The organism is Dyella sp. AD56, from assembly GCF_002878475.1.
Taxonomy (GTDB): Bacteria; Pseudomonadota; Gammaproteobacteria; order Xanthomonadales; family Rhodanobacteraceae; genus Dyella.
This window is the reverse complement of record NZ_NRDP01000007.1, coordinates 80,742-106,774: the sequence shown is the minus strand read 5'-3', so window position 1 is coordinate 106,774 and position 26,033 is coordinate 80,742. Positions and strand designations below refer to the sequence as shown.

Here is a 26,033-nt window from a genome sequence, read left to right as displayed (position 1 = left end):
AGGTTTTCAACCCTGAACGTTTTGCATCGCCGCGGGATCCCGCGTCGAGCGCATCACACCTCACCGGCGCCAGGCTCGCTAGACTTTCCAGCGCAACCTTTTGCGAGACCTGACGCGACCATGAAACCGCCCATCAGCAGCCGCGCCGCCCTTATCCTGGTCGACGTACAACCGGACTTCATGCCCGGTGGCGCGCTCGCCTGCCACGAGGGTGACACCATCGTGCCGGGCATCGATCAGCTGTTGAAACGCGACATTTTCAAGCACGTCGTCGCCACCCAGGACTGGCACCCGCCCGGCCACGTGTCGTTCGCCACGTCGCACCCTGGGCGCGAGCCCTTCGACCGCATTCCGCTCTACGGCCACGCCCAGACGCTTTGGCCACCGCACTGCGTGCAGCACACGCCCGGCGCGGAGCTGCACCCCTCCATCGACTGGTCGCACCTGGATACGGTGATCCGTAAGGGCGACGACCCTCGTGTGGATTCGTACAGCGGTTTCCGCGAGAACCACGGGCCGCATGGCAAGCGCCCCTCCACGCCGCTGCATGGCTGGCTGCGCGAACAGGGCGTGGACGAGGTTTATCTGTGCGGGCTGGCACGCGACGTCTGCGTGCTGTGGACGGCGCAGGACGCGGTGGAACTGGGCTACCGCACGCACGTGCTATGGGACCTTACGCGTCCCGTATCGCCAGACACCGATCTCTCCACGCGCGTGCGCTTCGACAACATGGGCGTGGGCGTGGTCGATTCGTCCGAGCTGGCCTGACGCCAGTCTCTCAGGCGTCATCCTCGGAGCCGACGCTGACCTGCGGCTCGCCGTCCTCGTCGATGCTTACGCTGACGTCGATGGGTCGGCAGCAGACCTGGCAATCCTCGAAGTAGCGCTGGCTGCCGGCGGAGCCATCGACGAGGATCTCGATGGCTTCGCCGCAGTAGGGACAATGAATGAGGACGGCTTCGAGCATGTCGCTCACGTTATTTGTCCGGGTCGACGCGTCGTTCAGCGCTTGGCGAGCGCCAGCGACGAGCCCCACTTGTTGACTTCGATGGTCGCGCTCTCACCCGCCGCCAGCGTGGTATCCACGTGTGCATCGCTGCTCACCTTGTGGCATGCGCCGGAGTTGCGCAGCGACACGGTGTGCGCGCCACTGGGCACATAAAGCGTGGCCTGCTCGCCGGTCTCCAGCTGCGCGGCGAACTTATCGTCAATCACCACCTGGCTGGAGCAGCCGCCGCCGAAATAGCCATTGGCGCGCACGATCTGCAGCGTGGCGTTGCCATCGCCCGGCGCCTGGTAGAGGAACTGGCGATTGGACACCACGTCCTTGATGACCTTGTCGTGGTCGTTGGTCACGCCGCAACCGGTCAGCGCCACCATGGCCACCAACACCGCCGCACCTGCCACGTTCTGCATGATCTTCATCACCACACTCCACTTGATCCGAAAGTTAGCTGTCCGAGCATCGCGAAGACGCGATCAACCTGTTGTGAATCGTACGCTTACGGCGGGGGCTGGTTCCCATGCCGAAGGGCACAGGATGCGGAACCAGCCCTCACGCGCCGTCCGGCGGGCCAACTGCAGCAAGGCCTTGTCCTTGCTGAGCAGGCATTGCGCGCCCGCCCCCAATGCCAGTTCGAGGAATTTCTGGTCGTCCGGGTCGGCGCAGCGCGGCAATTTCACCGCCGGTGGCGGCACCAGGGCGGACGCGGGCAGCAGGGCCACCCAGCGATCGAATGCCGCTACGGCGTCGCCGCGCGCGGTGTCCGTTAGCCCGAAGGCGGGATATTCCAGCACCGCCAGCCATTCCTCGCGGCATGGTTCGTCCACCACGGCGGCCACGGTGCCCTCCCGCAACGCGTCCATCAGGCGATCGCAGGCGGGGTCGCGGAACACGAACAGGTCGAGGGCAACGTTGGTATCGAGGACGAGCCGGGGAGCGGAAACAGGCATGGCGCGCATGGTGGCACACCCGGCCGGTTAAAATGATCGCCCCACCCCTGCGGACTACCGACATGACCGAACGCTTTTTCGACCACTACGCGGTTCGCGCCACGGCCATCGCCGAGGGCTCGCGCTACAGCGCCTGCGTGGTGGTATCGCCGCTCGGACGTGCTGGCTTCCCCGTGTATTTCGCGGTCTGCGAGAACCGTAGTTTCCGCGACAAGGACCTTGCTGAAGCAGCGGCGGCCAAGGCGCTGGACGCCATCGAGTCACTGGAAGACGACGGTACGCCGGTGTTCCCCGAGGGCTACACCGGCTTTGATGACGAGCCACCGGCACCGTGACCGCATTGAAGTACCTGGGCGGCTACCCGCCGGCCTTGCTCGATAAGGTGCGCCAGCAGATCGACCGCGGTGAGCTGGGCGAGTACCTGCAGAAACGCCACCCCGGCCGCCACGAAGTGCAGAGCGACAAGGCGCTCTATGCCTACACCAATGCGCTGCGCCAGGAGCACCTGCGAAACGCGCCCGACATTGACCGCGTGTGGTACGACAGCAAGCTCGACGTGATCAACAAGGCGCTGGGCATGCACACGGCTATCTCCCATGTGCACGGCAGCCGCATGAAGGCGCGCAAGGAGATCCGTATTGCCGCCCTGTTCCGGGATACGCCGCCGGAGTTCCTCAAGATGATCGTGGTGCACGAGCTGGCGCACCTGAAGGAAGCCGAGCACAACAAGGCGTTCTATCAGCTGTGCGAGTACATGCAGCCGGATTACCACCAGCAGGAATTCGACCTTCGTCTGTACCTCACCTGGCGTGATGTACAGGCCGCCGCCCTGCTTCAGACAAAGGCGCCGCGATAGAATGGCGGTGCCCCTCCCGATCGGTATCGCTCATGCCCGCTTGGTTCCATCAGTGGCTTAATCGTCCCCGCACCATCCAGATCGGCGGACGGCCGTTCGTCAGCGAAGGGCTGACGCAACGCATTTGGGACGACATCTACCATTCTGCGCTCACCATCCGCTGGCCGACGTTCTTCGGGCTTGCCGCGGCCGTGTTCCTGGCGCTGAATGCGTTGTTCGGCCTGCTTTACCAGTTGGGCGACCACGCCATCGCCAATCAGTTTCCCTCCAACTTCGCCGGCGCATTCTTCTTCAGCGTGGAAACGCTGGCGACCGTCGGCTATGGCGACATGCACCCGCAGACGCTCTACGGCCATCTGGTGGCGACGGTAGAGATCTTTTTCGGCATGCTGAGCATCGCCCTGGTGACCGGCCTGGTGTTTGCCCGCTTCTCGCGGCCGCGGGCCAAGATGATGTTTGCCGATCATCCGGTGATCCGCCTCGTGCACGGCAAGCGCACGCTGATGATTCGCGCAGCCAACGCACGCCAGAACGTGATTGCCGCAGCCTCTGCGAAGCTGCATCTGCTGCTGCGCGAAACCTCGCCAGAAGGTTTTCGCCTGCGCCGCATCCACGACCTCACGCTGTTGCGCGACCGCCACCCGGTGTTCACGCTGAGCTGGAGCCTGATGCACGTCATCGACGAAGGCAGCCCACTGCATGGCATGAGCGCGGAGGACCTGGCGGCCACCGAGGCCACTTTGATGCTGAGCATCGAAGGCATCGACGAAACCACTTCGCAGTCGATGCTCGCCCGCCGCCAGTGGAGTTATCGCGAGTGGCGCTGGAACCATCGCTACGTCGATCTGGTGCACGACGACGAACTAGGCATCAGCCACATCGACTATGGCGTCTTCCATCAGGTGCTGCCGGTGGAAGCGGATGAGGACAGCGATCGTTTCTGAGCGCGCTACAGCGTCAACAGTACTTTCCCGATGGCGGCACGACTTTCCAGATACTCGTGCGCACGAGCGCCATCCCGCAGCAGAAAACGCGCGGCAATGTGCGGCTTCACTGCACCCTGCCGAATCTGCTCGAACAGCATCGCCGCCCGTTCGCGCCGCACTTCCGGCCCGGTCAGCACGTTCCACAGGTCGCCGCCCGTCAGGGTGAGCGAGCGGTCCATCAGCAGGCGCGGATCGACCGGATCGGGATCGCCCGCCGCCATGCCATAGAACACCACGGTGCCACCAATACGTGCCGCCGCCAGGCTGTCCGCGAGCGTGCGCCCCACCGAGTCGTAAACAACATTCGCGCCGTGACCGCCGGTCAACGAACGCGCGGCCTGTACCCACTCCCCGTACCCCACGGCCGCATCAGCGCCCGCAGTGATGACCGCGTCGCGCTTGGCTTCGCTCGAGGCGATGCCCAGCACCACTGCACCCAGCGACTTGAGCATCTGCACCAGCAGCAGGCCCACGCCGCCTGCGGCGGCATGCACCACGGCGACGTCGCCGCCCGCGCAGCGAAGCTGTCGGTGACGAGGTACTGGGCCGTCAGCCCCTGCAGCAGAACGGCAGCGGCTGTGTCGTTGTCGATGTCATCGGGCAGGGAAATCAGGCGGTCGCGGTCCACCACGACCAGTTCCGCGTTGGCGTGCGGCATGTCGGCAAAGCCGACGCGGGTACCGACGGGAAAGCGCGCGTCCCCATCTACCGCCGTCTCCACCACGCCCGCCCCTTCGTAGCCCAGCACCCAAGGTGCCGCTCCACTGAGGTGATAGTTGCCATTACGCCGGTAAACATCGGCAAAGTTGAGCCCAACGCTCTTCATCCGCACCAGAACTTGACCGGGGCCGGGCACCGGGTCTGGACGCTCGGTCCAGCGCAGCACGCCGGCAGGGCCAAAGTGGTCAAACGTCAGTGCGTGCATCGGGTCATCCGAACGGGACTAAGGACGACAGGTTAATCAGGGAGCTCGCTGCCGCCAACAGATCAGGATCAAAAGTGACAGCGGCGTCGTCTTTTCCTTACGGGAACCTGTATTCTGCGTCAACGTAACGCAAAATCGCGCGTTATTGAGGCCCATTGACCGCAACGGCGCGGTCATCGTTCAGGAGACAGCGCCATGCGGCGTACCTTTGTCGTGGGTTGCCCGCGTTCCGGTACCACTATTGTCCAGGCGCTGCTGGCTCGACACCCTGAGGTCTATACGCTGCCGGAAACCGCGTTCTTCGAACAATTGCATGGGGACCTGACCATGCGTTGGGGCGATGCGCGCATGCATATCCGCCGCCTGCGTCGCTGGCGCCAGACCCTCGGGCTTACGCGCCGCCATGCGCGCGAAACCTACGCCGCGCTGCATGTGCAACTGACCGGTAAGCGGCCGGCCATGCTGCCGACCTATCACCACCAGAGTCTTTCCCAGCGTTTCCTCGCCGTGCTGGACCGCTCCGCCGCTTCGGCCGAACGCTCCATGTGGCTGGAGAAGACCCCGAACCATCTCCTCTACATCCCCGAAATCGAAGCTGCTGCGCCTGACGCCCGCTTCGTCCACGTGGTACGGCGGGGCATGGACGTGCTGGCATCGCTGGCCGACGTCTACCTGCGCTTTGAGAACGACGATGCCTTCGGCGGCGGTACCGTGCACTGGGCGCGCCGCTGGAATCGCGCGATGGAGATCCATGGTCAGCACGTCGGGCGTGCCCAGCATCACTTTGTCTTCCTGGAGGATCTGGTGCGCCAGCCGGATAGCGAATGGGCGCGTCTTTGCGCCTTCCTCGAGCTGCCACCGGATGCACCGCTGGAAAATGCCAACCACCAGCCCATCGCCAATCTGAAAGACGAACCCTGGAAGCTCTCGGCCATCGGGGGCCAGGTGCGCGAGGCCGACCGCAAGGTCGACAGCCTGTTCGGCCCCAAACTGCAGCGCTGGCTGCACAGCCGCCTGGCCTCTTATGAGGATCTGCGGGCGCAGTGCCAAGCCACTCGCGCGCCGCCCGTATCCCGCACGCTCAAAACCGCCGGGATACCGACAGCCAACGTCGGCTGAGCCACCTCACCCGGTTCAGCCGCTCGGAACCGGGACTTCGCTAGCGCGGTTGAAGTCACCGATGGCCTCGACCAGATCGGTGACCGCCAGACGCTCGGCCTCGGTAAGGTCGGGGTTCCAGCTGTCCAGGATCACCACCACGCGGGTACGGTCGCTACGGTTCCAGGCTTCGTGCTCGAAGGTGTCGTCGAAGCTCACGCAACGACCTTCCTTCCACTCGTGCAGCTCACCACCAACGTTGATCGCGCACTCGGGCGGCACGATCAAGGGCAGGTGCGTCACCAGGCGCGTGTTGGTCACACCCCGGTGGGGCAGGATGTGGGTTCCCGGACGCAGCATCGAGAACAGCGTTTCGGGCGCGTGGTCGCGGATGCGCACCAACGGCACCTGATTCAGCACGGCCGAGGTGCGAGGGCACCGCACATGGTGTTCGTCGAACCGATCGCCATGCCGATAAAAGAAGTAGGCATCCCATTGCGCCGGTTGCGCCCCCGATGAGCGCAAGTGCCCCTTAAGCTCGTCCGCACTCTGGTTACCCAGAAACGGCAGCAGCGGCTGCTGCTCAGCCAGTACGGCGAGCAGTTCTTCGCGGATGATCTCGGTGGCTGCCTCCAGGTCGGCCTGCCAGGGGAAACGCTCGCGGCCGTAATAGGGCTGGCTCGGAACATCCGGGAAGTAAAGGAATTTTGGCTTCTGGCGGGCGTCCGGGATGTTGGCCGGCCTTTCGCCCAGATAGATGGCCAGGCAATGCTCCACGCGCGCCAGTTCACCCTGGCCGTAACGCTGCCGCAGGGGCTCGAGCACGGCATCGAACGTGCTGCGCCGCCCGACGTCGATCATGCGCATGGCATGGTGCACGGAATCGCGCAGCCCCGGTGCCGTCGTCGCATCGCTCATCCAGCGACCGTGTGCCTGCGCGCCGTTGACGGCACCGAAATAGGCGAGCACTGCGCCGTGCTGGTCACCCAGTTGCTCGAGCGCCATGCCCAGGCGCAGGCGGGCCACGAACAGGCCCGGCGCCACGTCGAGGCATCGGCGCAGCGTGTCGATCGCCCCACTGATATGGCCGGCCGCCATTTCCGCCGCACCCATCTGATGAAGAATGTCCGGGTTCTGCGGCTGCGCCTTCGCTGCGCGCTGGAGCAAGGCTACGGCGCCCAGCGCATCCCCCCTCATCAGGCGGCTGGCGGCCAGGAACTGCAGCGCCTCAACATCATCCGGCACCTGCTCCAGCAACCGCGCAAACGACTGTTCGGCGACGGCCACATCCCCCGTGCGCAGACCGTGCAACGCCGACTCACGCAGCGCCGCCACTCCCCCTTCAACACCGTTGCTCATTGTTACCCCGCGCTTAAAGGCATTGCTGCCATCTATCCCCGAAACGCTGCAGTCTTTGCTGCCGTGCGTATATGCATAATAAGCATGTTTTGACGAGCCGCATGCACCTTTGGCGTCGCAGGAAGATACGCGGCGTAGACATCATTCTCGACCGGGCTATTGATGAATCCGCGACTGCAAGGACTGGGGCCCACGGCTGCCCAGCAAGTTATGACTGCCGCCCAGGCCATCGAGGCCGGACGTGCCGACGAAGCCGACCGCCAGCTCGAGCGCACCCTGGCCGCCTATCCGGACCACCCTGAAGTCCTGCGCATGAAGGCCGGCGTCCACAGCCTGCGCGGACAGCACCAGGAAGCCGTGCGCCTGATGCAACGCGCCCTGGCGCAGCGACCGCAAGATGCCCTTTACCACAACACCCTCGGTTCGCTGCTGGGCACCGCCGGTGATTACGAAGGCGCGATACGCGCCCTGCGCCGCACCTGCGAACTGGAACCCAGGCTGGCCCTGGCCTGGTACAACCTGGGAGTGATGCTTACCAAGTCGGTGCGTAACGATGAGGCCACCGAAGCATTGCAGCGCGCAGTGACGCTGGCGCCGGATCTGGTCGCCGCGCGCGCACTGCTCGCGGACCTGCTGCGCACGCGTGGCGACGTGGTGGCGGCCGCAGCTGAGTACCGCCGACTCCTGGCCATGCGCCCCAGTTTCGGCCTTGCTTGGTGGGGGCTGGCCGACCTACGTACGCAGCGCTTCGACGACAACGACATCGCCAGCATGCAGTCCGTGCTGCAGCGAGCAGACACTGCCGAAAGCGATCGCGTCACCACGGGTTTCGCACTCGCCAAGGCGTTCGACGACCAGGGGCAGTACGCAAACGCTATCGACGCGCTCGCCAAGGCCAACGCAACAGCGCGCCGCTATCAGGCGTGGGATGCCCCGCGCTTCTCCGCGGGCGTGAAGTCGATCTCTGACGCCTTTGAACCGGTGCCCGTCGGAAGCAAGGCGCCACAGGGCAGCGAAGTGATCTTCATCGTGAGTTTGCCGCGATCGGGCTCCACCCTTGTCGAGCAGATCCTGGCCTCGCACTCCTCCGTCGAAGGCGGTGGCGAGTTGCCGGATCTCTCGCAGGTACTCGCCGAAGAGACCCGGCGGCTGGGCGGAAAACCCATTCCACAATGGGCCCGCGAAGCCACGCCGGAAGACTGGCAGCGTTTGGGCCAACGCTATCTCGACCGGACTGCGCACTGGCGTAACGAGCGTCCCGTCTTTACCGACAAACTGCCCAGCAACTGGATCTACATTGGCGCCATACGCGCCATGCTGCCGGGCGCGCGCATCGTCGCCGTGCGTCGCGACCCGCTGGAAACCTGCTTCTCGTGCTATCGCCAGCCGCTGGACGGCAACAACGGCTACAGCCGCAGCTTCGAGGATCTCGCCAGTTTCTGGCGCGACTTTGACCGCAGCGTATCGCGCAGTACGGCGCTTCATCCCGACTTTGTGCGCGAACACAGTTACGAAGCTATGGTGGCCGACCCGGAAACGCAGATTCGCGAGCTGCTGGCGTTCTGTGGACTTCCCTTCGAGGAAGCCGCCTTGAACTTCCACGAAAACCAACGCGTGGTGCGCTCGCCCAGCGCCACCCAGGTGCGTCAGCCCATGCGCTCGGATACGGCGCGCTCGCAACGCTATGGCGCTCTGCTCGACCCCCTGCGTGCCTCGCTCGGGCTGCCGGCATTCCGCGAATGACCCTGGCCGTGCCTTCGTCGCTGGAAGGGGCACCGGAACAAGCGTGGCTTAGCCATGGACGCATGCTGGCGCTGAACGGTGAGCCGGCCGCCGCACTTGCCCTGTTCACCGAGGCCGCCACGCGCTTTCCCGAATCATCCGATATTCGGCTGGGGTGGGCCGGCTTGCATTGGCAGTCTGGACAACATGATGCCGCCGAACAATTGCTGCGCGACTGGCTCGCATGCCATCCCACCGATGAAGGCGCCACATTCCTCCTCGCGCAACTGTTGCGCGAACAGGGTCGCCTGCATGCCATCGGCGATGTCATGCAGGCGCTGTTCGGGCATGGGCAGCACGACGTCGATACAGTCATCCGCGCCATCGAGATGCTTGATGACTTTGGCCGTCCAGACGAAGCGTTCGCGATCTGCGAGAACGCCATCGACTCGGGTCAGGATGACCCACGCCTTCATGCCTATGCCGGCATGTTGGCCATCCAGCTGGGCAAGTTCGCACTTACGCGCGAGCATTACGCGCATGCGCTCGCCCACGAGCCAGCGGCCGTGGACTGGAACATCCCTCTAGGCCTCTCCGGCCTCCAACGCTATACGGATGCCAGCCACCCTGACTTCACCTTCTTCAGGGAATTGCTCCAGCGCCCCGCACTGAACGAAACCACCCGCCGCTCCACCTTGTTCGCACTAGGCAAGGCGCATGACGATCTGGGTGAATACGCCAGCGCAACCCACTACCTGCGCGAAGCGAATGCCCTTGCGCATGCCAACTCCACCTGGTCGCGCAAAAGATGGAAACGGGCCGTCGACGCGCGCCTCGCCAGCCAACCCCGCGACACCATCCTGCCACCGCCAGCGGACTGGGCACCGGTCTTTATCGTCGGCGTGCCGCGATCAGGCACTACTCTGCTTGCGGAACGCCTGGCGCTATACCCCGGCGTAAAAAACCGGGGCGAACTGGGATGGCTCGAACATGCCGAGCAACGCCTTTCTTCGGCATCCGGCAACACCCACCCGGTACTGGAACAAATCGCCTCCGACTGCGCCCGGCAATGGCTGCAGGACGACGACAAGGCGTACTGGTATATCGACAAGCAGCCGATGAACCTGCTGCGCGTTGATCTGGCCATGACTTTATGGCCCAACGCGCGCTTCATTCATTGCGAGCGTGATGCGCGAGATACCGCACTGTCCCTGTGGATGCAGTCGTTCAACGACGCCGCTCACGATTACGCGTACGACTTCGGCGACATTGCAGCGGTCATACGCGATTGTCGCCGTCTCGCCGCGCACTGGCGCAAGCGTTACCCTTCGTCGTTTCTCAACGTGTCCTACGAGGCGTTGGCGAGCACGCCGGACGAAGTGATGCCCGCCATTGCCCAATGGCTTGGACTGACCGCCCTGCCGCCCGGCGCGCGCCAGGTGGCATCCCACAGCATTGCCACGGCCAGCGCCTGGCAGGCACGGCAAGCGGTCTACACGCGCTCCGTGGGACGCTGGCAGCACTACGCCGCTTACCTTCCGGAGCTGGCGGCGCTGGGCCCGGGCTAGATCGAGCCTGCTCCGGCGACTCAGGCCGGAGCGGTGTCGTAGCCCCAGTGGCAAAGCATGGGCTCAAGGATCGGCAGCAATGGCTCGAACTGCCCGCGATACTTCTGCCAACGGCCCACGGCCCTGCGATTGACCGGCTCGATCACCTGCGAGTAGCTCGGTGTTGCGATGTACGTTTTGCGCCGCGCGTGCTCGTCGAAGCCGAGCATGGCCGATGTGTCGTCGAGCTCGAGGAACTCCGCCACGCGCGACACCTGCCGCGGGAAGTCGTCGACCAGATCCTCGTAGCGGGACACCATCACTGACGGACGCAGGATATCCACCTCGTCCAGCCAGCATTGCATGGTTTCCACATAGGCATGCGCGAGGCGCTCGAGACTGCTGCAGGCCGCCGCCAACCCGCTGGAACGGAAGCTATGCATATAGCAGCTCAGGAGCACATCGCACGGGTGACGCACGGCAAGAATGAACTTCGCCTCCGGAAACAGCCGAACCATCATCGGCAGCCAGTGCATGTTCAAGGGATTTTTGTCGACCAGGCGCGCATCCCAGTTGCGCCGGATACGCTCGTCCACCATCGCGTGGTAACGCTTGCGCAGCTCGTCTGTGTCGAACTGGCGCAGCACGCTCAAGTCGTCAAGGATGCGGCGATCGTGATTGCCGAGAATCCCCGCGAGCCGGTTGAAGAACGGATTCTCGTCCATAGACTGCAGGCGCGGGTGCGCGTCGAGCACCTGCTCCAACAAGGTCGTGCCCGAACGCGGGAACCCCACCACGAAGATCGGCGAGTCACGCATCTCCGGCGCGATCAACGCAGGCCACCGCGCATACTGCTCAGCGGTGACGCGCGGTGCGTCAACCGGCATGGCGGGTGCGCCGGGCACGAAGAACTCAGGCGAATCGAAACTGCGCTCGGCGGCCTCCATGCGATGCGCTACATGCAGTGCGTCCATGGCCTTGACCGTCTCGCCGAGCTTGTCATAAGCAGCGGCAAGCTGGAAATAGTGGTTGAAGCTGTTGCCCCCCTCCGGCCCGGTGCTCTCCAGTAAATCTCGCGCAGCGGCGGCGTTGCCCGCCCGCAGGGCCAGCGTCGCCAGCACATGACGGGCTTCCTTGACCTGCACGTCCGACGCACCAGACCCGGCGCGCAACACCGGTACGAGCACAGCGTCGGCATCAGCAAGGCGATTGAGGCGTTCATAGTGGTTGGCCAGCAACAAGCGCACGTCCAACTGGCCTGGCCAGCGTGCCAGGAGATCCTCCAGTACTTCGACAGCGTCGGGAATATCGTTCTTGAGCGTCAATACCTGAGCCAGCGACAGTTGCAGGTCGTCGTCATTGAAAGGCACCCACTGGCGCCAGCGGCGCAAGATATCCGTCGCCCCTTCCTCGTCCTGGCAATGACAGCAGGCTCGTGCCGCGTCGACGCGGGCCGCCAGGGAGTCAGGCATGGCGGCCAGCACATCCAGCAGAAGATGGCGTGCTGTCAGGTAATCGCGTAGTTCAATCAACAGCAGGCCAAGTTGCCTCTTGGCATCGAGATTGCTCGGATCAAGTTCGACCGCCCGCGCAAAAGCCTTGGCGGCCTCGCCGCTATCGCCCGTTGCCTGCAGAGCCGCGCCATAGTTGTTCCAGTTCAGGCTGCTATCCGAGCCCCGCGCCAATTCTGCATACAGCGGCAGGGCGTCATGTACGCGACGCTGCATATGCAGGCTTATGGCAAGCAGCAGCGTGAGGTCGGCATCACCAGGATGACGTGTCAGTGCGGCACGACTCAGTTGCTCGGCGCGTTCGGGATGGCCGCCATTGATGGCGGCACCAATCTGGGGAAGTTCGTCGGAAACCATGGCTTCACACATAAAGAAGGGCCGCGTGAACATTCACGCGGCCCTCAAGGTTAACGCTTATATCAACGGCTTAGAACTTGACCGTCACACGAGCCCAGTAGTAACGACCCATCAGGTCGAAGTCAGCCGGGTCGGTATTGGCATTGAGCGTGTTGTTCGCGTACAGCATGGGCGGCTGCTTGTCGAACAGGTTGTTCACGCCGAAGTCCAGACGGGTGTTGATCATGGCCAGGTTGTAGCCGATCGACACGTCGTTGTAGACCGTCGCACCGTACTTCAGGATCGAACCAGACGTGCCATTCGGTGCGCTATCCAGCGGCGAACCCGTCGGGGCACCGTTCTGGAAGCGGCCAATGTAGCGCATGCGCCACTGGGCGCTCCAGCCACCACCCTGCCAATCCACGAAGCCCTGTGCGCGCCAGCGCGGGAACAAGCAGACGCCAACGTTGTCCGGACAGGCTGCTGCGGCCGACGAGCCGTAGGCCAGCAGGTGACCTGCATCCTTGTAGGTGACACCGCCCTCGGCAGCCGAAGCCGTGCTCTGGTCGTAGTACTTGAGGTAGGTCGCGTTGACGCCGATGTTGATCTGGCCGAAGGAGAACTGCGGCAGCTTGTAGTTGGCCGACCAGTCGATGCCCGAGGTGTTCAGGCTACCGATGTTGCCCACCGGCTCAACCGTGGAACCCAGCAGCTGACCGGCGGTCGCCGGGTTGGTGCCGCCCTGGCGCTGGATGAACTGGCAATAGATCGTCGAACCAGCAGCGCAGAGGTTCAGCAGGCTCTGCAGACCGACCTGAGTGATGGTGTTGTTGAGGTTCACACGCCAGAAATCGATCGTGGTCGACAGGCCCGGCACGTAGGACGGGCTATACACGAGGCCGAAGTCATACGACTTGCCGTGCTCCGGCTTAACGTCGAAGCCGGCCACGCGCGAACCCTGGATAACGGTGCTTGCCTGCGATGCACCTGCGGCGGTCAAGGAGTTCTGGAAAGAACCATCGGTCAGAACGTTCTTACAGGCCAAGGCCAGCGGCGAACCTGCCGGGGCGCCGGTGTAACCGTTACACGGATCGGAGTGGATCAGCGGAGCATCCGTACCCGAGACATACAGCTCGGTCAGGTTCGGCGCGCGGAACACGTCTTCCATGGTGCCGCGGAGCAGCAGGTCATCGATCGGCTTGTATTCCAACGCGAACTTGAAGTTGTTCGTGCTGCCGAAGCTGCCGATCTTCGAGTAACGGTCACCAATGGTCAGGTTCAGCGACTGCACGCCCGGCAGGCCAGCCAGCACCGGGATGAACGCTTCGGTGTAGATGTCCTTGGTGGTGTAACCACCCTGCACGGCGCTCAAGCACTGGCTGCCCAGTGCGCAGCTACCGGTAGTCGGGTCGATCGTCAGCTGCGGAGCCGGCACGGTGTGCTGGTAATCCTTGCGGTCTTCAACACCGAGTGCCAGCTGCACGGCGCCTGCCGGCAGGCTGAACAGCTCGCCGCTGATGCCGGCGTGCCAGGTGCGCTCGATGATGTAGCTGTTGGACGGCGCCGTGACGCTGGCCGCCTTGACCGCAGCGATGCTGGCGGCGCTCGAGTTGGGCTCGAACGGGTTGAACTGGCAGGCTGCAACGCTTGGGCAATTCGGGCCGCTTGCAACGCCATTAGCACCCAGCGTCGAAGCACCAGTGTACAGCTGGCTCTGGTCAATCAGGCCGGCCGTGGTGGTCACAACGCTCTCGTGGCCGTAGTTGTAGCCGACGTCCCAGTTCCAGTTCTTGTCCCAAACTGTGAAGTCGCCCTTGAAGCCCGTATTGATCTGGGCATCGGTACGACCGTTGAACGCCTCGCGCACGCCGGCGGAGGTCAGGCGCTGACCGAACTGATAGCCGTTAGCGGTACCGTAACCCGCACCGCCGCCAAACACGTTGAACCCGTTCTTCGGATCGACCGTCGCGCCGGTCACGCCAGCGCCGTACACGGCGGGAGCGAGCTGGAAGTTGGACGAGGTCTTTTCGTAAACCGCGTCCACGTACGCATTGACGTGGTCACCCAGGTGGTATTCACCATTGAGGAAGCCGCCAGTGCGCTCCTGCGGGGTCATGATCAGGTTGACCGCCGCATAGTTGTACTTGTCGGAATTACCATAGCAATGGTAGTTCGCCGGGCTGAGCACGGTGGGGTTGCCGCCCGCACTCAGCGAGACGTAGCCGCTCGCACAACTGATACCCGCCTGGCCCAGCACCGACTGGGGAACCTGGATGTGGCCCACCGGGGTACGCGACGAACCGCCCACGTACACCTGGGTGCCGGAAAGGGTCAGCGCGTTCTTCGAGAAGGCGCGGTTGGCCGCCTCCACGCCGTCCTGCTTGTTGTAGCTCAGGCCGGCCATGATGCTGCCCTTATCGGACGTCTGGCCGAACGTGAAGGTATAGCCAGCCTGGTCACCGTCGTTACGATCGGACGAGCCGACGTTCGCGGTGAAGGTGGCACCCTGGTAGTTCTTGCGGGTGATGAAGTTCACCACGCCGCCGATGGCGTCCGAACCGTAAGTGGCCGACGCACCGGTCGGCAGCACTTCAATGCGCTCGATGGCATCGGCCGGAATGGCGTTCGGATCCTTGCTGAGGAGGCGCTGGCCGTCGATCAGGATCAGCGTGCGGCGCGAACCCAGGCCGCGCAGGTTGATGGACGAGCCACCGGTACCGCCGCCGTTGTTGGTCTGCGGGTTAACCGCGCCGCCGGTCATGGCCGGCAGCTGCTGCACCAGGTCACCCAGGGTGAGCTTACCCGTCGCCTGGATGGCGGCGCGGTCAATGGTCACGACGGGACTGGCCGTCTCGACGTCCACACGACGAATCAGCGAACCGGTCACAGTGACCGTTTCGAGCGTCTTGCTCTTGGACTGATCAGCCGGTGCCGGCGTGTTGGACTGCGACTGCGCGTCCTGCGCGAAAGCGGTAGTGCCGTAGGCGCTCGCTGCGAGCATACCCAGCGACAGAGCCAGGCGAACCGACGTGCACAGTTTATTTTCCCCGAACTTCATGAGAACACCCTCCCGTTATTTATATTGACTGGGTTTGAAAGATTTCCCCGCCTCAAACCCGCGCCCGATTCACCCAAACAATTTAGGTGTGGACCGACCGAATGGCAGCCCACAGCGCTTGGCATTTATCACGCTTTACTTACAGATAGTCAATAAAATCTATACAGCAAGAAGTTACTATGTCGCGACAGATATCGCATTAACTTGCGAATTATCTGACTCGGAAATAAGAACCCCTTTGGCGTCCCCGCGTCCGCTGCGGTGCAGCGACCTTCGTTGGAATGGGGTGAAGCCACGGTGAAAGCGGCCTGACGCGATATTTCGTATAACGCCAGACCACTGATTTCCGTGAGATTCAGTCGGCGATGCCGTCGTTCTCGAAACGCAGGTGTTTTACGCTGCGTCCCCGACGCCGAACCAGCTTCAAGGCTTCAATACCAATGCGTATGTGGCGTTCAACAAATTGCGTCGTCACGCTCCGGTCGCTTAATTCCGTCTTAACGCCCTCGGGGATCATGGGCTGATCGGAGACCAGGAGCAGCGCTCCACACGGAATCTTGTTGGCGAAGCCCGCCGCGAAGATGGTGGCGGTCTCCATGTCGATGGCCATGCAGCGGGTGCGCCGCAGATATTCCTTGAAGGTTTCGTCGTGCTCCCAGACACGGCGGTTGGTGGTGTACACCGTACCCGTCCAGTAGTCGTAGCCCAGGTCGCGGATCATGGTGGATACGCCGCGCTGCAACTGGAAGGCCGGCAGCGCCGGAACCTCCGGGAGTAGATAGTCGTTGGAGGTGCCTTCGCCGCGGATGGCGGCGATCGGCAACACCAGGTCGCCGATGGCGTTCTTCTTCTTGAGCCCCCCGCATTTACCCAGGAAGACTGCAGCCTTGGGATGGATGGCGCTCAGCAGATCCATCACGGTCGCCGCATTGGGGCTGCCCATGCCGAAATTGATCAGGGTGATGCCGTCGGCGGTGGCGTTGGGCATGGGACGATCCCGCCCCTGCACTTCCACCCCATGCCATTCGGCGAAGAGGTCCACGTAGTGTCCGAAATTCGTCAGCAGAATATGCTGGCCGAACTGCTCCACAGGCGTGCCGGTATAGCGCGGCAGCCAGTTGGAGACGATCTCCTGCTTGTCCTTCATTGAGACCCCATGAGGTCAGCGCAACAAAAGGCTTTGTTGCGCGTTACCGGCGACGCCACGCCGGCACGATGCCAGATATGTTTTCCCATAATAGCGGGTGAGCGACTTGTTCTGGATGGGTTTGACGACAAATTCCGGATCGGGACCGGTCATGCACCACCGTGACCCACGTCTACCGCCATCCCTTCGGGCCGGTGCGCCAACGACATGGACAACAACGGAGTCATCTGCGAGTACGAGCCACACCTTACTTATATGTCTATCCATATGGACTGCTGTTTGCGAGGTCATTGGTTGCATCGGTAACTGCCTGGGGGCTCGCATCAAGCGCAAAGACACCCCGTCGAACCAACCAACGTTTGCCGGAGAGAGCCAAGATGCCCGATGAGATCCGTCGATCCGCGCGACGCGGTGCCCCTTCTAAACCACGGAAGCACATCTCTGGCGGCACCTCCCCAGCCGAATCGCGATTTCCATGGCGCGGCGAAACCCATGGCATCATGAGCCAAACTGGGGAGTCTTCAATATGCGGATGGGTCTGGCCATCGATGCAGCCTGTGATTTGCCACAGGCATTCCTGCAAGAACACAACATCGCGGTGATGCCCATCACCATCCATGTCGACGACGAAGTCTTCATGGACAACCGCAACCAGGTCGAGCTGCACCGCTTCCTGGATCGCAACCTTGGTAACCGGAGCCATTCGGCCGAGACCATCCCCTGCTCCGTCGAAGACGTGCAAAAGCTGTTCCTCGAGAAACTGGTGCTCGAGCAGGATTGTGTGTTCTGCCTCACCATCACCGCCACGCGCAGCGCCATCAATGAGCATGTGATCAAGGCGAGCTTTGCGGTACTCAAGCACTACCGCGAAGTGCGCGAGAAGAACAACCTCTCGGGTCCGTTCCTGATGCGCGTCATCGATACCCGCACACTCTTTGCGGGTTCAGGACCGGCTATCGTCGAAGCCACGCGCCTGATCCAGGCGGGCGAACAACCCGCAGCCATCCGCGAACGCCTCACCTATGTAGCCAACAACTCGTACGGCTACATGCTGCCGCGCGACCTCTACTACCTGCGTGCCCGCGCCAAGAAGAAAGGCGACCGCAGCGTGGGCCTGCTCAGCGCCATGCTTGGCTCAGCGCTGGACATCAAGCCGTTGCTGCGCGGCTATCGCGGCGAAACAGGCCCGGTCGGTAAGGTGCGTGGCTTCGAGCACGGTGCGGAAACACTCTTCAACTACGCCGCGCAACGCGTCCACGCCGGCCTGTTGGTACCCGCGGTATGCGTGAGCTACGGCGGCGATCTGGCTGAACTGGCCAAGCTGCCCGGTTATGCAGAACTGCGCACGGCGTGCGAAGAGTGCGGCGTAGATTTGATGGAAGCGCCGATGAGTATCACCGGCATGGTTAATGTGGGCGAAGGTGCGGTGACGCTCGGCTTCGCCGCTGAAGAACACGTCGCCGAGTTCTGAGACTGCCGGGAGGATAGGCATGATCCGCCTGTGCTTTCTCGCTTCGCTCCTACTGCTGAGCCTGCCCGCCGTCGCGGGCACGGCCTACCAATGCACCGACGCCAGCGGCAAGGTGTCATTCCAGGACAAGCCGTGCCAAGGCCAGCAGCGCCAACAGGTGCTGCACCTAGACGATACCCCAGCCTACACGCCGGCACAGCCAGAGACTGTCCCTGCGCCGGAGGCCGACATGGCACCTCCGCCACCACTACCGCCACCGCCGATCGAGTCGTCGTTGCCCGTCCTGTATGCATGCGTACGCGCAACCGACGGCAAGACGTACACCAGCGAGAACGGTGATCCCCAGCCCTATCAGGTGCCCTACGGCATTCTCGGCGCCGCACAACTGCCTCTTTCGCAGGCCTACGGTGGACCAGGCGCCGCCGGCGCATCCGCTCCCGAGCTCAACCGCGGACGCGTTACGCCCGGACTCATCGCCAACTACTACGTCTGGGTACAGGACCAGTGCCGCCCATTGACGCGAGCCGAGACCTGCCGCTCCCTACGTGATGCGTACGACGACATCGAGAGCAAGCTCAGGCGCGCATTCAAGAGTGATCAGCCTCCGTTGGAGCAGCGCGAGCAGGAGTTGCGTGGGCAACTTCGCAGCTGTTGATTTACGACTGCTCATTTTTTGCGCAATGTCATGCAAGTCTACGCTGCACAAGGCCAATGACGGCTTGTCCACAGGCTTGCCACCAGGGTTTCCCCAAACGCTGTGGAAAACACAGTTACACGAGCTGCTGCAAATCTGCGCATGATGATGAAAGCTTTGCTACGACATGGACTTGCATCGCCTATCCACAGGCTTACCCGGGTCCCATCCACATTTACTGTGGAAAAGGCCGCGCCAAGCCTGGCGCAAAAATGCGCACGAAGATGAAAATCTCGTACCGGCGTGCACTTACATCAACTGTCCACAGGCTTGCCCATAGGCCATCCACATAACCTGTGGAAATCCACGCGTCAGCGCTGCTGTAAAAGTACGCACGATGATAAAAATCTCGCACTGTCACGCACTTGCATCGACTATCCACAGGCTTGCCAAGAGGCCATCCACATTCGTTGTGGAAAACCATCGGCCGCTGTCGATCTTTTGCGCATGATGATGAAACTTCAACCGTGGCGTGCACTTGCGCGGCCTATCCACAGGCTTGCCATGCGCCCATCCACATTCGCTGTGGAAAACGCGCGATCAGCGCCAGTTTGGCTCGTCTTTTCGCCGCGTGACTAAGCCCATGCGAACGGCGAGTCAGAACCCGTAGTTGAGAAAGCCCCCATCCACCGCCAGCACCTGGCCGGTGACATAGCTCGCCGCAGGCAGACAGAGAAAAGCAATGGCCGCGGCTACTTCCTCCGGCTCGCCAATGCGGCGCAGCGGTGTGCGGTCGAGTACTTCATCGAGGTACTCGTCGTCGGCAAGCGCCGGCTCGGAACGCTGCGTGCGGATGTACCAGGGCGCTACCGCGTTGACACGGATGCCATCCGCCGCCCATTCCACCGCCAGATTGCGGGTGAGCTGATGAAGGGCGGCCTTGGTCATGCCATAGGGCGATCCCGTGCGCACATGCGTCACGCCTGAGACGGAACCCACATTCACAATGGCTGCATTGGCGTGCTGCACGAGCTGCGGGTGCGCCAACCGGCACATCTCGAAGGCCGAGAACAGATTCTGCTCGAAGATCGCCCGGTACTCGTCCTCGTGATACGCCAGCGTCGGCGCGGGACGGTTGCCACCGGCATTGTTCACCAGCAGGGAAAGCGGCGCACCGAGATCGGCGACCCAGTCGAACACGGCGAGGCGATCTTCCTGTTGTCCCAGGTCTGCACCGAACGCCAACACCTCGATGCCTGGGAAGTCGTCCAGCAACTCCACACGCACCTGTTCCAGGTAATCAGCATCGCGTGCCACCAGCAGCAAGTTGGCGCCGAGGCCAGCCAATTCACGGGCAGTGGCGTAACCGATGCCCTTACTGGCTCCGGTGATCAGGGCGGTGTGTCCTTGCAGCTGCCAGGCATCGATGCGTGCGTTCATGCGTCGAGCTTAGAGCCTGTACACGTTCTGCGCCAAGCATGGCCCGCTACCATGCAGGTGTGACCTTCCATCGGAGAGGCCTTCCATGAAACGACTAGTCCCCCTGCTTTGTCTGCTCTCCCTGACCGCCTGCTCCGGCAAAGCGCCCGCACCGGAGTCCGCCCCCGCTGCCGCCAGCGCCGCGCGCGTGGCGACGCCGTGGGACGACATGAAGAAGGACGAGCAACGCGCGGCGGATGTGCAGAAGACCGTGGACGAACAGGCGAAGAAGCAGCAGCAACAGATCGAGGCAGCACAGCAGTAAATGTTCGGCACTTGGCAAATGGACGTCTGGACGAGCATCGTGTCCGGCATGAACGCCCATCACGACGAACTTGCCAACGCGCCACTGCTGGACATCGACGATGCCAGCGTGATGCGCGGTGACCGATTGATCCTCGATCGCTTCAGCCTGCGCATTGGCGCTGGCCAGCACACCGCCATCCTCGGTGCCAACGGCGCGGGGAAGTCCACGCTGGTGCGCTTGATCACGCGCGAGCTGTACCCGCTCGCGCGGGAAGACGGCCGCGCTCCGGTGCGTGTATTCGGCCGCGATCGTTGGCACGTTTCCGATCTGCGCGGGCTGCTCGGTATTGTGTCGCCCTCCCTGCAACACGACTGCACCACCGACGCGACGCTCGAAGTCTCCGAAGCCGTGCTGTCCAGCTTCTTCGCCGCGCAACGGCTGGGGCTCGACCATTACGTCACGCGGACCATGCGCGAGCGAGCGAACGAAGCACTGCATCAAGCCGGCGCCACGCATCTACTTGGGCGCACCATGGCCAGCCTGTCCACCGGTGAGGCGAGGCGTGTGCTCATTGCTCGCGCACTGGTGCATCAACCACGCGCCTTGCTGCTCGACGAACCCTGCGCGGGCCTGGACATGGCGAGCCGCCGGCGTTTCCTGGAGAACCTGCGCGGCCTTGCGCGTCAGGGCACCACGCTGCTGCTGGTGACGCACCACGTAGAAGAGATTCTCCCCGAGATCCAGCAGGTCGCCCTACTCCGTGACGGACGCCTGCACAAGCAAGGTGCCAAGCACGACGTGCTCACCGGCGCCCTGCTTTCCGAAACATTCGGCATGCCCGTGTGCGTGGAACGCCACGGCGACTATTACAGCGCAGCGATCGCATAAGGCCGTCTGGCCGTCCAATCCCCCCGCGGAAATCGCTTGACGCGCCCTGGCGCGCGGGCGTACTTTTGCGCCGCTGGTGGTTTTCATCTTTTCATCGCGATGAAAGGATGAAATTAAAAGGGAAGCCGGTGCGGCCCGTAAGGGCCAATTCCGGCGCTGCCCCGCAGCGGTGTGTGGAAACGACCTTCGCCATAAGCACTGGCCCTTTCGGCCGGGAAGCGGCGAACAGTAGGCGAAGCATTGACGTGCTTCATGTCCACGAGCCCGAAGACCTGCCCCGGCCAGAAGGCTCGTCCTTCTGTCAGACCTGGAGCTTCCGAGGGGAAGCGGCCGGATGTCGCGCCATGGCCCGCGCCCACGGCGTGCGCCTCCGTGCCCGCCCGCGGCTGTTCCGGTTCGCCCGAGGGGGCGAAGGTCGCTGGCGTGGAGGTCGATGCTGTCCGCATCGCTTTGGCGCAGTTCCTTCGTTCCTCATTCATCACGAATCGAGGACACGCAAACATGACTACCGTTACCAACCTGGGCTTCCCCCGCATTGGCCCGCGGCGCGAGCTCAAGCATGCACTGGAGTCCTACTGGCGCGGCGAAACCACGTCGCAGCAGTTGGAAGAAGCCGCTTCAGCACTCCGGCAAAAGCACTGGGCATTGCAGCGGGACGCCGGCGCCGACGTCGTTCCCTGCAACGACTTCTCGCTGTACGACCACGTGCTCGACACAGCCTTCCTGCTCGATGCCATTCCCGAGCGCTATCGCTCCCTGGTCGAGCGCGATGCGTACGCCGGCTACTTCGCGCTCGCGCGAGGATGGCAGCGCGACGGCATCGACCTGCATGCGCTGGAAATGACCAAATGGTTCGACACCAATTATCACTATCTGGTGCCGGAGCTCCACGCGGAACAGAGCTTCCGCCTTCGCGGCGATAAGCCAGTCGCGGAGTATCTGGAAGCCCGCGCGCAAGGCCTGGATGCTCGCCCCGTCCTGCTGGGACCGGTGAGCTTCCTGCTGCTCTCCAAGGCCGTGGATGGCAGCGATCGCCTGGCACTGCTGGAGCGCTTGCTGCCTGTCTATGCGGAACTGTTGGCGAAGCTCAAGCAGGCCGGCGCCGAATGGGTACAGATCGACGAGCCCTGCCTGGTGCTGGATCAGGATGGTGACGATCACGCGGCCTACCGCTTGGCGTACCACGCCCTGACCGCAGTGGAACGCCCGAAATTACTGCTTGCGACGTACTTCGGTCCGCTCGGCGAGAATCTGCCTCTGGCTGCGGAGCTGCCGGTCGACGGCCTGCATATCGATCTCATTCGCGCACCCGAGCAGCTCGACGCCGTGCTCGACGCACTGGGCGAGGAAAAGATCATCTCGCTCGGCCTCGTCGACGGACGCAACGTGTGGCGCGCCGACCTGGATCGCGCACTCCGGACGTTGCGTCGTGCTCACGACCGCTTCGGTAAGCGCGTGCAGATTGCACCGTCGTGTTCACTGCTGCACGTACCGGTTGATGCCTCCGTTGAAAACGCGCTGCCCGCGGACCTCAAGTCATGGCTTGCCTTCGCGACGCAGAAGATCGGCGAACTTCGAGTACTGGCCGATGCTGTGAAGGGGCTAGTGCGCGCCTACACCACGCTGGACACCGCCCGCGAGCAACAGCTGGCCCGCCAGCAGTCCGAACGCGTGCATCGCGCCGTCGTGGCGGAGCGCATGGCGGCCATCGACGCGACCGACTTGTCGCGTCGTTCACCGCATGCCGCGCGCAAGGCAGCGCAACAGCAGCACCTGCATCTCCCGCTGTTCCCCACCACGACCATCGGCTCGTTCCCGCAGACGCATGAGGTGCGCGAAGCCCGCGCGCAATTCAAGTCCCGCAAGCTTTCCATCGAGGACTACGAGGCCTTCCTCGAAGCCGAAACCGAGCGCTGCGTACGTTTCCAGGAAGACATTGGCCTGGACGTGCTCGTGCATGGCGAGTTCGAACGCAATGACATGGTGGAGTACTTCGGCGAACAGCTGGACGGCTTTGCCTTCACCAAGCTCGGCTGGGTGCAGAGCTACGGCTCACGCTGCGTAAAGCCGCCGATCATCTACGGCGACGTGCAGCGACCAGCACCGATGACCGTCCGCTGGTCGCGCTATGCGCAGTCACTCACCAAGCGTGCAATGAAGGGCATGCTCACTGGCCCAGTGACGGTGCTGCAATGGTCATTCGTGCGCGATGACCAGCCGCGCTCCACCACCTGCCGCCAGATCGCCCTCGCGTTGCGCGACGAAGTACTCGACCTCGAGGCCGCCGGCATCCACGTCATCCAAATCGACGAACCGGCACTGCGCGAAGGCCTGCCCCTGCGCCGCAAGGACTGGAGTGAGTATCTCGCCTGGGCAGTGGAAAGCTTCCGCCTTACCGCATCGGGCGTGGAGGATGACACGCAGATCCATACCCATATGTGCTACTCCGAGTTCAACGACATCATCGAAGCCGTGGCCGCCATGGGCGCCGACGTGATCTCCATCGAGACGTCCCGCTCGCGCATGGAGCTGCTCGATGCCTTCGTGCGGTTCCGTTATCCCAACGACATTGGCCCGGGCGTCTACGACATCCATTCGCCCCGCGTGCCAAACGTCGAAGAGATGACTGAGCTCTTGCAGAAGGCCGCCGACGTGCTCAAGCCGGAACAGCTATGGGTGAACCCGGACTGCGGCCTGAAAACCCGCGGCTGGACCGAAGTGCGTGCAGCCCTCGTCGCCATGGTCGCGTCGGCACGACGCATGCGCGAATCGGCCACTGTCGAGGCATAAAAAAAGCCGCCACCGGAAATCGGCGGCGGCTCGATGTATCGGAATCTCGTCGCGCGACGGCGCGACGAGATTCCACGGTTCAACGTGGCGAGCAGAAGCAGTAGGCGTAAACGTTCGGGCGCCCCGCCTGTGCGGTGCGCAACAACTTCAGTTCCGGCGCCATCGTGTTGATGTGGGCAACCCACGACGGCAACTGCACGCCGTACGACTGCGCCATCTGCACCATCGCATCGTTGTTGAGGCCGATCAGGAACTGTGCGAAGCCACCCATCGGCTCTTCCACGTAACGCACCGGTGCGTCCTTACCAAGCTTGGCGCGCTGCGAAGCGTCGGCAACGGCTTCACCGATACCGCCAAGCTGATCGACGAGACCGCGATCCAGCGCCTGCTGGCCGGTCCACACGCGCCCCTGCGCAATGGCATCAATGGCGTCGTACGGCTTGCCGCGGGCCTTGGCCACGTTGCCGACGAAATCGCGATAGCCCTTCTCGATGGTGGCCTGGATCACCGTGCCCACCTTGGGATCGAGCGGACGCGTGATATCGAACGCACCCGCCAGCGGGCTGGTGCCCACGCCGTCGCTCTTCACGCCCAGCTTATCCAGCGTACCCGGCACCGTCATGATCATGCCGAAGATGCCGATGGAGCCGGTGATGGTGTTGGGCTCGGCGTAGATGCGATCGGCGTTCATCGAGATCCAGTAGCCGCCGCTGGCCGCAACGTTACCCATCGACACCACAACCGGAATGCCGGCCTCGCGGGTCAGTGCCACTTCGCGGCGGATCTGCTCGGCGGCATACACCTCGCCACCCGGCGAGTTCACGCGCAGCACCAATGCTTTGGTGCGCTTGTCTTCACGCGCTGCGCGGATCAGCTCGGCCGTAGAATCGCCGCCCACCGTGCCCTGCGGCTGCTTGCCACCGGTGATTTCGCCTTCCGCCACCACCACGGAAACACCCGGCGTCTGCGTGGCGTCTTCGGAAATCGTGCCTTCATATTGCGACAACGATACCTGGCGGAAGCCCTCGCCCTTCTTGCCGGCGGGCACGCCTTCCTTGCGCATCATGGCGTTCACTTCGGCCGGCGTCGCCACACCATCGACCAGGTGCTGCTCCAGCGAGAGCTGGCCGAGATCACCCTTGGCGTTGGCGATCGTCTCCGGCAGCGTGTCGATATCCGTACGCAACGTGGCCGGATCCAGCTTGCGCAGCTTGGCCACCTCGTTGATATAGCTATCCCACAGGCCGCCCATCCAGAAACTGTCGGCCTCCTTCGCTTCGGACGAGGCGTGGTCGAGGATGTACGGCTCAGCGGCGCTCTTGAACTGGCCGACGCGGAACAAGTGCACGTCCACACCGAGCTTGTCGAGCAGATCCTTGTAGAACAAGCGGTAGTTGGCCAGGCCCGTAATCATCACCCCGCCCTGCGGATCGACCAGTACACGGTCGGCATGCGCGGCGAGGTAGTACTGGCCCTGGTCAAGGCTCGGCGCCCACACGACCACCGGCTTGCCGGCAGCGCGGAAGCGGTCGAGTGCCGCGCCCACTTCGCGCAGTGCGGCAAAGCCGCCACCCTGCAGCTCGCCCGGCTCCAGCAGGATGCGCGTAATGCGTGCGTCCTTGGCGGCGGCATCGATGGCGCCAACCAGATCGCGCAGCTGGATCTGCTTGGGCGGGTTGCCCGACAGACTGGCCAGCGCGCGCTGCATCGGGTCGATGCTGTACTGCTCGACCAGATCGCCCTTGGGCTTGATGACCAGCACACTGTCGCTCTGAATGACGTGCTCAGCGCGAGTGCCGGCAAAGCCGACAATCAGCACCAGCAGGAACAGAAACAGGAAGGCGAAGAAGATCAGGTTGAGAAGGGTCAACCTGACGATGTTGATACCGCGTCCAAGAACGCAGAGAAAGGCCCAAAAGCCGTTCGTACGGGGCTCCGCCATGCGAGGTTCCTCAGGATGTCCACAACAGCGTAGCTGTTCGTGTGGTGAAGGTCATGTGGTACGAACCGCACATGCCCGTCATCT

General features: G+C 63.3%; 22 protein-coding genes and 1 riboswitch. Of the genes, 12 read left to right on the top strand and 10 right to left on the bottom strand.

What is annotated here, in order from left to right:
* Positions 1–120: 120 nt before the first annotated feature.
* Entirely contained in the window at positions 121–768 is a 648-nt protein-coding gene (gene pncA, locus DyAD56_RS06555; protein WP_102301947.1) for a bifunctional nicotinamidase/pyrazinamidase, read from the top strand.
* A 10-nt stretch (positions 769–778) separates the two neighbouring features.
* Here pncA and DyAD56_RS06550 read toward each other — a convergent pair whose 3' ends face one another.
* From DyAD56_RS06550 to DyAD56_RS06540, 3 genes are read right to left on the bottom strand one after another with little or no spacing between them, the layout of a single operon-like run.
* Positions 779–967 carry a CPXCG motif-containing cysteine-rich protein gene (locus DyAD56_RS06550; RefSeq protein ID WP_102301946.1) on the bottom strand — a complete coding sequence of 63 codons (189 nt, stop codon included), beginning with the start codon at positions 965–967 and terminating at the stop codon, positions 779–781.
* A 35-nt stretch (positions 968–1,002) separates the two neighbouring features.
* A complete protein-coding gene (locus DyAD56_RS06545; protein WP_102301945.1) occupies positions 1,003–1,425 on the bottom strand; it encodes a hypothetical protein in 423 nt (140 codons plus the stop codon).
* A gap of 54 nt (positions 1,426–1,479) precedes the next feature.
* Complete coding sequence (locus tag DyAD56_RS06540) at positions 1,480–1,962, bottom strand: putative toxin-antitoxin system toxin component, PIN family (protein ID WP_102301944.1); 483 nt, start codon at positions 1,960–1,962, stop codon at positions 1,480–1,482.
* Between the two features lie 53 nt (positions 1,963–2,015).
* Between DyAD56_RS06540 and DyAD56_RS06535 the strand changes: the two genes are divergently transcribed.
* The 3 genes from DyAD56_RS06535 to DyAD56_RS06525 are packed head-to-tail and all read left to right on the top strand — an operon-like array spanning position 2,016 to position 3,753.
* Positions 2,016–2,288 carry a hypothetical protein gene (locus DyAD56_RS06535; protein WP_102301943.1) on the top strand — a complete coding sequence of 91 codons (273 nt, stop codon included), beginning with the start codon at positions 2,016–2,018 and terminating at the stop codon, positions 2,286–2,288.
* Positions 2,285–2,809, top strand: a complete 525-nt coding sequence (locus DyAD56_RS06530; protein ID WP_102301942.1) for a M48 family metallopeptidase — start codon at positions 2,285–2,287, stop codon at positions 2,807–2,809. The genes DyAD56_RS06535 and DyAD56_RS06530 overlap by 4 nt, the downstream gene beginning before the upstream one ends.
* A 32-nt stretch (positions 2,810–2,841) precedes the next feature.
* Entirely contained in the window at positions 2,842–3,753 is a 912-nt protein-coding gene (locus tag DyAD56_RS06525) for an ion channel (RefSeq protein ID WP_102301941.1), read from the top strand.
* Positions 3,754–3,758: 5 nt separating this feature from the next.
* Here DyAD56_RS06525 and DyAD56_RS24065 read toward each other — a convergent pair whose 3' ends face one another.
* The gene (locus DyAD56_RS24065) at positions 3,759–4,292 is read right to left on the bottom strand and encodes a zinc-binding dehydrogenase (RefSeq protein ID WP_233202312.1); all 534 of its coding nucleotides are present in this window, start codon (positions 4,290–4,292) and stop codon (positions 3,759–3,761) included.
* Between the two features lie 623 nt (positions 4,293–4,915).
* On the opposite strand from DyAD56_RS24065, the gene DyAD56_RS06515 reads away from it, so the two are divergent.
* Positions 4,916–5,839 (top strand): sulfotransferase, encoded by a 924-nt coding sequence (locus tag DyAD56_RS06515; RefSeq protein ID WP_102301940.1) that lies wholly within the window; start codon positions 4,916–4,918, stop codon positions 5,837–5,839.
* A 15-nt stretch (positions 5,840–5,854) separates the two neighbouring features.
* Here the strand turns inward: DyAD56_RS06515 and DyAD56_RS06510 are convergent, their stop codons facing one another.
* Complete coding sequence (locus DyAD56_RS06510) at positions 5,855–7,177, bottom strand: aspartyl/asparaginyl beta-hydroxylase domain-containing protein (RefSeq protein ID WP_102301939.1); 1,323 nt, start codon at positions 7,175–7,177, stop codon at positions 5,855–5,857.
* 210 nt (positions 7,178–7,387) lie between these two features.
* On the opposite strand from DyAD56_RS06510, the gene DyAD56_RS06505 reads away from it, so the two are divergent.
* Complete coding sequence (locus tag DyAD56_RS06505; RefSeq protein WP_102301938.1) at positions 7,388–8,920, top strand: sulfotransferase; 1,533 nt, start codon at positions 7,388–7,390, stop codon at positions 8,918–8,920.
* On the top strand, positions 8,917–10,467 hold the full coding sequence (locus DyAD56_RS06500; protein WP_102301937.1) for a sulfotransferase: 1,551 nt from the start codon (positions 8,917–8,919) through the stop codon (positions 10,465–10,467). The genes DyAD56_RS06505 and DyAD56_RS06500 overlap by 4 nt, the downstream gene beginning before the upstream one ends.
* 20 nt (positions 10,468–10,487) lie before the next feature.
* Here DyAD56_RS06500 and DyAD56_RS06495 read toward each other — a convergent pair whose 3' ends face one another.
* From DyAD56_RS06495 to DyAD56_RS06485, 3 genes are all read right to left on the bottom strand, one after another.
* The gene (locus DyAD56_RS06495) at positions 10,488–12,347 is read right to left on the bottom strand and encodes a tetratricopeptide repeat-containing sulfotransferase family protein (RefSeq protein WP_233202311.1); all 1,860 of its coding nucleotides are present in this window, start codon (positions 12,345–12,347) and stop codon (positions 10,488–10,490) included.
* A 37-nt stretch (positions 12,348–12,384) separates the two neighbouring features.
* Entirely contained in the window at positions 12,385–15,351 is a 2,967-nt protein-coding gene (locus tag DyAD56_RS06490; protein WP_102301936.1) for a TonB-dependent receptor, read from the bottom strand.
* A 355-nt stretch (positions 15,352–15,706) separates the two neighbouring features.
* Entirely contained in the window at positions 15,707–16,498 is a 792-nt protein-coding gene (locus DyAD56_RS06485) for an AMP nucleosidase (protein WP_102301935.1), read from the bottom strand.
* Positions 16,499–17,024: 526 nt separating this feature from the next.
* Here DyAD56_RS06485 and DyAD56_RS06480 point away from each other — a divergent pair.
* Together DyAD56_RS06480 and DyAD56_RS06475 are read left to right on the top strand one after the other, a co-directional pair.
* A complete protein-coding gene (locus DyAD56_RS06480) occupies positions 17,025–17,969 on the top strand; it encodes a DegV family protein (protein WP_199178902.1) in 945 nt (314 codons plus the stop codon).
* A 19-nt stretch (positions 17,970–17,988) separates the two neighbouring features.
* Positions 17,989–18,624 carry a DUF4124 domain-containing protein gene (locus DyAD56_RS06475; protein WP_102301933.1) on the top strand — a complete coding sequence of 212 codons (636 nt, stop codon included), beginning with the start codon at positions 17,989–17,991 and terminating at the stop codon, positions 18,622–18,624.
* A 636-nt stretch (positions 18,625–19,260) separates the two neighbouring features.
* On the opposite strand, the gene DyAD56_RS06470 is transcribed toward DyAD56_RS06475, so the two are convergent.
* Positions 19,261–20,043, bottom strand: a complete 783-nt coding sequence (locus DyAD56_RS06470) for an SDR family oxidoreductase (protein ID WP_102301932.1) — start codon at positions 20,041–20,043, stop codon at positions 19,261–19,263.
* Positions 20,044–20,128: 85 nt separating this feature from the next.
* Here DyAD56_RS06470 and DyAD56_RS06465 point away from each other — a divergent pair, with 85 nt between their 5' ends.
* The 3 genes from DyAD56_RS06465 to metE all read left to right on the top strand — a co-directional run bounded on the left by DyAD56_RS06465 (position 20,129) and on the right by metE (position 24,007).
* A complete protein-coding gene (locus DyAD56_RS06465) occupies positions 20,129–20,347 on the top strand; it encodes a hypothetical protein (protein ID WP_102301931.1) in 219 nt (72 codons plus the stop codon).
* A 48-nt stretch (positions 20,348–20,395) separates the two neighbouring features.
* A complete protein-coding gene (locus DyAD56_RS06460; RefSeq protein ID WP_102302155.1) occupies positions 20,396–21,217 on the top strand; it encodes an ATP-binding cassette domain-containing protein in 822 nt (273 codons plus the stop codon).
* A 60-nt stretch (positions 21,218–21,277) separates the two neighbouring features.
* Positions 21,278–21,512, top strand: a riboswitch (cobalamin riboswitch).
* A gap of 206 nt (positions 21,513–21,718) precedes the next feature.
* Positions 21,719–24,007, top strand: coding sequence for a 5-methyltetrahydropteroyltriglutamate--homocysteine S-methyltransferase (gene metE, locus DyAD56_RS06455; protein ID WP_102301930.1), 2,289 nt, complete (start codon positions 21,719–21,721; stop codon positions 24,005–24,007).
* 79 nt (positions 24,008–24,086) lie between these two features.
* On the opposite strand, the gene sppA is transcribed toward metE, so the two are convergent.
* Positions 24,087–25,949 (bottom strand): signal peptide peptidase SppA, encoded by a 1,863-nt coding sequence (gene sppA, locus DyAD56_RS06450; protein WP_102301929.1) that lies wholly within the window; start codon positions 25,947–25,949, stop codon positions 24,087–24,089.
* Between the last annotated feature and the right edge of the window lie 84 nt (positions 25,950–26,033).

Bases quoted from the DNA above. Each gene is read 5' to 3' on its own strand.
- DyAD56_RS06525 (WP_102301941.1), top strand. From the start codon at position 2,842: ATGCCCGCTTGGTTCCATCAGTGGCTTAATCGTCCCCGCACCATCCAG.
- DyAD56_RS06480 (WP_199178902.1), top strand. From the start codon at position 17,025: ATGCGGATGGGTCTGGCCATCGATGCAGCCTGTGATTTGCCACAGGCA.
- metE (WP_102301930.1), top strand. From the start codon at position 21,719: ATGACTACCGTTACCAACCTGGGCTTCCCCCGCATTGGCCCGCGGCGC.
- DyAD56_RS06475 (WP_102301933.1), top strand. From the start codon at position 17,989: ATGATCCGCCTGTGCTTTCTCGCTTCGCTCCTACTGCTGAGCCTGCCC.
- DyAD56_RS06515 (WP_102301940.1), top strand. From the start codon at position 4,916: ATGCGGCGTACCTTTGTCGTGGGTTGCCCGCGTTCCGGTACCACTATT.
- DyAD56_RS06470 (WP_102301932.1), bottom strand. From the start codon at position 20,043: ATGAACGCACGCATCGATGCCTGGCAGCTGCAAGGACACACCGCCCTG.
- DyAD56_RS06550 (WP_102301946.1), bottom strand. From the start codon at position 967: ATGCTCGAAGCCGTCCTCATTCATTGTCCCTACTGCGGCGAAGCCATC.
- sppA (WP_102301929.1), bottom strand. From the start codon at position 25,949: ATGGCGGAGCCCCGTACGAACGGCTTTTGGGCCTTTCTCTGCGTTCTT.
- DyAD56_RS06485 (WP_102301935.1), bottom strand. From the start codon at position 16,498: ATGAAGGACAAGCAGGAGATCGTCTCCAACTGGCTGCCGCGCTATACC.
- DyAD56_RS06535 (WP_102301943.1), top strand. From the start codon at position 2,016: ATGACCGAACGCTTTTTCGACCACTACGCGGTTCGCGCCACGGCCATC.
- DyAD56_RS06510 (WP_102301939.1), bottom strand. From the start codon at position 7,177: ATGAGCAACGGTGTTGAAGGGGGAGTGGCGGCGCTGCGTGAGTCGGCG.
- DyAD56_RS06540 (WP_102301944.1), bottom strand. From the start codon at position 1,962: ATGCGCGCCATGCCTGTTTCCGCTCCCCGGCTCGTCCTCGATACCAAC.
- DyAD56_RS06490 (WP_102301936.1), bottom strand. From the start codon at position 15,351: ATGAAGTTCGGGGAAAATAAACTGTGCACGTCGGTTCGCCTGGCTCTG.
- pncA (WP_102301947.1), top strand. From the start codon at position 121: ATGAAACCGCCCATCAGCAGCCGCGCCGCCCTTATCCTGGTCGACGTA.
- DyAD56_RS06505 (WP_102301938.1), top strand. From the start codon at position 7,388: ATGACTGCCGCCCAGGCCATCGAGGCCGGACGTGCCGACGAAGCCGAC.
- DyAD56_RS06495 (WP_233202311.1), bottom strand. From the start codon at position 12,347: ATGTTCACGCGGCCCTTCTTTATGTGTGAAGCCATGGTTTCCGACGAA.
- DyAD56_RS06460 (WP_102302155.1), top strand. From the start codon at position 20,396: ATGAACGCCCATCACGACGAACTTGCCAACGCGCCACTGCTGGACATC.
- DyAD56_RS06465 (WP_102301931.1), top strand. From the start codon at position 20,129: ATGAAACGACTAGTCCCCCTGCTTTGTCTGCTCTCCCTGACCGCCTGC.
- DyAD56_RS06500 (WP_102301937.1), top strand. From the start codon at position 8,917: ATGACCCTGGCCGTGCCTTCGTCGCTGGAAGGGGCACCGGAACAAGCG.
- DyAD56_RS06545 (WP_102301945.1), bottom strand. From the start codon at position 1,425: ATGAAGATCATGCAGAACGTGGCAGGTGCGGCGGTGTTGGTGGCCATG.